This window comes from Frankia tisae, from assembly GCF_025403405.1.
GTDB classification, from domain to species: Bacteria; Actinomycetota; Actinomycetes; order Frankiales; family Frankiaceae; genus Frankia; species Frankia tisai.
This window is the reverse complement of sequence record NZ_JANEZT010000443.1, coordinates 1-4859: the sequence shown is the minus strand read 5'-3', so window position 1 is coordinate 4859 and position 4859 is coordinate 1. Positions and strand designations below refer to the sequence as shown.

General features: G+C 73.8%; 2 protein-coding genes. Both read right to left on the bottom strand.

Going from position 1 to position 4859, the window contains the following annotated elements; translation table 11 throughout:
• On the bottom strand, positions 1-2983 hold a 2983-nt coding region (locus NBZ85_RS27655), incomplete at its 3' end, for a type I polyketide synthase (protein WP_261562931.1).
• A gap of 58 nt (positions 2984-3041) precedes the next feature.
• The gene (locus NBZ85_RS27650; RefSeq protein WP_261562929.1) at positions 3042-4793 is read right to left on the bottom strand and encodes a PfaD family polyunsaturated fatty acid/polyketide biosynthesis protein; all 1752 of its coding nucleotides are present in this window, start codon (positions 4791-4793) and stop codon (positions 3042-3044) included.
• Positions 4794-4859 lie beyond the last annotated feature (66 nt).

Sequence of the window (4859 nt, the reverse complement as noted above, 5' to 3'; positions counted from 1 at the left end):
TCGCCGGGGCCGGCACCGTGGGGGTGGCCACCGCGGCAGCTGAGGGAGCGGCGGTCGCGGCGGAGCGGGGTGCGTGGTCGCCATTGGGCGACGGCTCGTCCAACGGCGGTGGGTAGTTGCGGCCGTAGTTGGATCCGTCGATGCGCATCGTCATCACCGGCTTCCGTCGCCGCGCACCGACCGGGGTGGGTGGCGGGTCGTCGAAGGTGAGCTGGGTGCCCTGGATGGCAAGCTGACCGAGCGCGGACTGCAGCATGGCGTCGCCGTCCTGGCCCCGGCGGTCCAGGCTGATCGCGAGGTGCTCCCGGCCGTCGAGGATCTGGTTGACCAGGCCGGTGAGAACGCCACCGGGGCCCACCTCGACGAAGGTCCGCACGCCGTCGGCGTACATGGTCTCGATCTGGTCGACGAACAGCACCTGGGCGGTGAGCTGGTCGACGATCCGCTCCCGGATCAGCGCCGGATCGTCCGGGTATGGCCGGCCGTCAGCACCCGCGACGACGCCGAACCGCGCGGGGTGGATCTCGATGCCGTCCAGCACCTTGCGCAGCGGGTCACGGGCGGCGGCGACGAGGGGGCTGTGGAAGGCGGTGGCCGTCTCCAGCCAGCGGGTGGCGATGCCCTCGGCGGCCAGTTTGCCCTGGACGGTCTCCAGCGGGGCCGCGGCGCCGGACAGCACAAGCTGCTTCGGCGCGTTGCGGTTGGCTACCCACACGTCCGGGTCGGGCAGCCCGTCGAGGGCCGCGGCGACGTCGTCGTTCGAGGCGACGGCGGCGAGCATCCGCCCGCCGGCCCGCTCGGTGGTGTTGCGCAGCAGTTCGCCGCGCCGGCGGGCGAGGATGATCAGCGACTCGGCGTCGAGGACGCCGGCGGCACACAGGGCGGTCAGCTCGCCGAAGCTGTGCCCGGCCGCACATCGCGGGTGCACCCCGTACCCGTCAAGGACCGCGAGCAGGGCCAGTGAGTGCAGCGCGATCGCCGGCTGCGCCCATTCGGCGGCGGTCAGCGTGCTCTGCTGGGCGGCGCGCTCGGCCTCGTCGAAGGTCGGCGGCGGGAACACCACCTGGTGCAACGGCGTGCCGCCGAAACGCAGGCCGCCGAAGCGGTCCCAGACCTCCTGCGCGGCGGGGTATCGCAGCGCCACGTCCGTGCCCATCCCGACGTACTGGCTGCCCTGGCCGGGGAACAGGAACGCCGGCGGGGCCGCCGACGGCGGTGGCACGGGCGGGATGCCGGTGCCGGACTCGTCGGCGGTGACCGCATCGGCGGTGACCGCATAGTGCAGACCGCGCGGGTTCGTGAACGGCTCCCGCGGCCGCTGGCCGATCAGATTGGCGGCCTGGTCGATCCGGGTGCCGAGCTGTTCCGCGGAGCCGGCGACCAGGGCGAGGCGGACCGGGCGGCGGGGGTCGAACTCGCGCCGGCTCGCCCGCGCGATCCCCACGGGGGGCCGGGCGGTGTCGATCGCCCGCAACGCGGCGACGATCTCCTCGGGAGACTCGGCACCGAACAGGATCAGCTCGCTGCCGGCCGCCCTCGGCGGGCGAGGCGCGGGCGCGGCGGACCCGTTGCCGGCGTGGGCGGGCGCCTCCTCCAGCGCGATGTGGAAGTTGATGCCGCCGAACCCGAAGCTCGACACCGAGGCCCGCCGCGGATGGTCGGCGGGACGCACCCAGGGACGGCACACGGTGTTGAGGTAGAAGGGACTGGAGTCGAGCGCCAGGTCGGCGTTCGGCTCAGTCACCTTGATCGTCGGTGGCAGGGTGTGGTGGTGCAGGGCGAGCACGGCCTTGACCAGTCCGGCCGCGCCGGCCGCCGACTTCGTGTGCCCGATCTGCGACTTGACCGAGCCCAGCGCGCACCGGCGATCGCCCGCACGCTCGTCGGCGCCGAACACCTCGGTCAACGCGGTGACCTCGGTGCGGTCCCCGACGACGGTGCCGGTGCCGTGTGCCTCGACGAGCTCGACCGTCGCCGGCCCGTAGCCGGCGTCGGCGTAGGCGGCGCGGACCGCCCTGATCTGCCCGCCCGGCGCCGGGGCGTAGATCGCCGCACCCCGGCCGTCCGAGGACGAGCCGATCCCGCGGATCACCGCGTAGATCTTGTTGCCGTCTCGGCGGGCGTCGTCGAGGCGCTTGAGCGCGACCATCGCGACGCCCTCGCCGAGCAGGGTGCCGTCAGCCTGTGCGGAGAACGGCCGGCAGTCCTCCGTCGGCGACAGCGCCGGCGTCTTGCAGAAACTGACGAACGTGCACGGGTTGTTCAGGGCGTCGACGCCGCCGGAGATGATCATGTCGGCGCGGCCGAGGACGAGCTCGTTCACGCCGGCCGACACCGCGGCCAGGGAGCTCGCGCACGCGGCGTCGACGGTGTAGTTCACCGCGTGCAGGTTGAGCCGGTTGGCAATCCGACCGGCGACGATGTTGCCCAGGCCGCCGGGCAGCGTGGCCTCCTGCCACTGCGGATAGTCCTTGAGCACGTAGTCGCAGGTCCGCAGGGCATCGGCGTCGGAGTAGCCGAGCTCGCGCAGTGCCTTGAACCACATGGGGCGGCCCAGCCGCAGGTCGATCTCGCTGAGCAGCTCCAGGTTCCCGCTGCCGAGGATGCAGCCGATGCCGCCACGGTCGGCGGTGTCGTACGCGTCGCCGAGGGCGTCGCGCAACGTCTGGTCGGCGACCTGCAGGGCGAACAGCTGCGCGGTGTCGGTGGCCGGGACGGTGCTCGGCGGGATGCCGAACTCGGCCGGATCGAAGTCGATCGTCGGCAGGAACGAGCCGCGGCGCACGTAGGTCTTGTCGATCGCGGCCGGGTCCGGGTCGTAGTAGTCCTCGACCAGCCAGTGGGAGCGCGGCACCTCGGTGATCAGATCTTCGCCGCGGACGATGGAGTTCCAGAACCCGGCGGCGTCCGTCGAGCCCGGCATGATGGCACCCACTCCGACGACCGCGATCGGCGGTTGGGGCGGGGAGTCCGTTCGTGACATCTTGTCCGTGTCTCCTTCCAGACCGGCCGACCGCGAGGTCAGCCGTGGGCGCCGAGGTTCAGCCGTGGGCGCCGAGGGACAGCCGGCGCGGCGGGAACTGAGCGACACCCACGGGCACCCCGAAGCTGCGCACCTGATGGGCGCGGGTGACCACCGCCGCTCCTTCGAGAAGGTTCAGGGCGATCTGGACGACGCCGCGTTCGGCCGGCTGCGCGAGGAAGCTGCCGGCGATCCACCGGTTGAACGCGCCCATCGCCGGGCCGCACCAGATCTGGTAGTCGGTGCGGCGGCCCTGCTCGCCGGCGAGCGCCCACCGACCGGAGTTCCCCAGGTACCACCGGAACACCAGCGCCATCCGGTGCTTGGGATCGACCAGTGCCCGTTCCACCTGGCCGGGGTCGCGTTCGCCCCAGTACGCGGCGGTGCGGGCCCAGACGTCGTCCAGGGGCATGCCGAACAGGTCGCGCTCCAGCTTCGCGCGCAGTTCGGGGGGGAGCTGTTCCAGGCTGTCGTGCCGGCGGTACGCCTCGAACAGCAGGCCCGCCCGGGGAGCGAACATCGATCCCCGGGCCAGCACCTGCACCTTGGCGCCGAGCTCGAACATGTCCGCGGCCGGCGCCAGCGCCACGTCGGCCAGGTCGGCGCCGGCGAGCATCGCCTTGGCGTCCTCGGACTGGCCGGACTCGACGCTGACCTGGTTCACCGAGCCGGTGAGCACGTAGGCGGCACCGAGCGCGAAGGCCGCCGCGACCGCCTGCGGCGTGCCCAGCCCGCCGGCCGCTCCCACCCGCACCGGCCGCGGGTAGGCGAAACGGGCGACGACCCGGTCCCGCACCGCCTGCACCACCGGGACGACGACGGCCATCGGCCGACCGTCGGTATGCCCCGCGCTGTCCGCCTCGACCGTGATGTCCTCGGCGATCGGCAGGCCCGCGGCGAGCTCCGCCTCCACCTCGGTGATCTCCCCGGCGTCGACCAGGGCGCGCAGGATCTCCCCCGGCGGCGGCGACATGAACTGCTCCGCGACCTCGGGCCGGGAGATCTTCGCGAACACCCGGGTGCGGCGCTCCACCCGCCCGTCGGACGTGCGGCGCAGCCCCGTCGCCGCGCAGCGGACCACCGCCGGGGTGATCGACATGAACGCCGACGCCGACACGCACGGCACCCCGTGGCGCAGCAGCAGCGCGGCGGTGGTGTTCTCCAGCGCCGGATCGCCCGGCGAGTGCAGCAGGTTGACGCCCCAGTTCGGCTCGCCGGCGAGTGTCTCGGCGAGGGTGGCGGCGGCCTTCTCGATCCGGTCGAGCCCCAGGCCGCCGGACCCGAAGAAACCGAGCATCCGGGCGCGGGCCATCGCGGTCACCATCGCGGTGGTCGCGATGCCGGTCGCCATCTCCCCGGCGATGTACGGGAAACGCACGCCGTGTGCCACGGCGAAGGACCGGTCACCGAGCCACTCCGGGTACAGCGCCGGCAGGGTACCCACCACCGGCGCTCCGGCGGGATCCCCGGCGCCCACGTCGCCGCCGAGTCCCAGACCGACGCCCCGGCCGGGCACGGCCAGCAGGTGCACCGGCTCCCGCACCGCGCGTACGCAGGCGGCCAGCTCCGGCCCGGTGAAGGCCGCCGGGTGCCGGCCCGGCCGCCAGGTCGGTGTGGTCGGGCCGGCACCCGACCGGCCGCCGGGCCTGTCCGTGCCGGCGAAGCTGTCCGGCGGGTAGGGCCGGCGCGCGACCGGCCGGCGCAGCGTCTGCGCCGGTGTCCGGCGCGGCGGTGCACCGGCGACGCGGGGCGGTCCGGGGGTGACGGTCATGGACTGCTCCAACCCTGGGTGGTTTCGACCCGCGGCGCTGGGTCTGTCCGCGCGGCCGGGTAGGGG

Bases quoted from the DNA above. Each gene is read 5' to 3' on its own strand.
- NBZ85_RS27650 (WP_261562929.1), bottom strand. From the start codon at position 4,793: ATGACCGTCACCCCCGGACCGCCCCGCGTCGCCGGTGCACCGCCGCGC.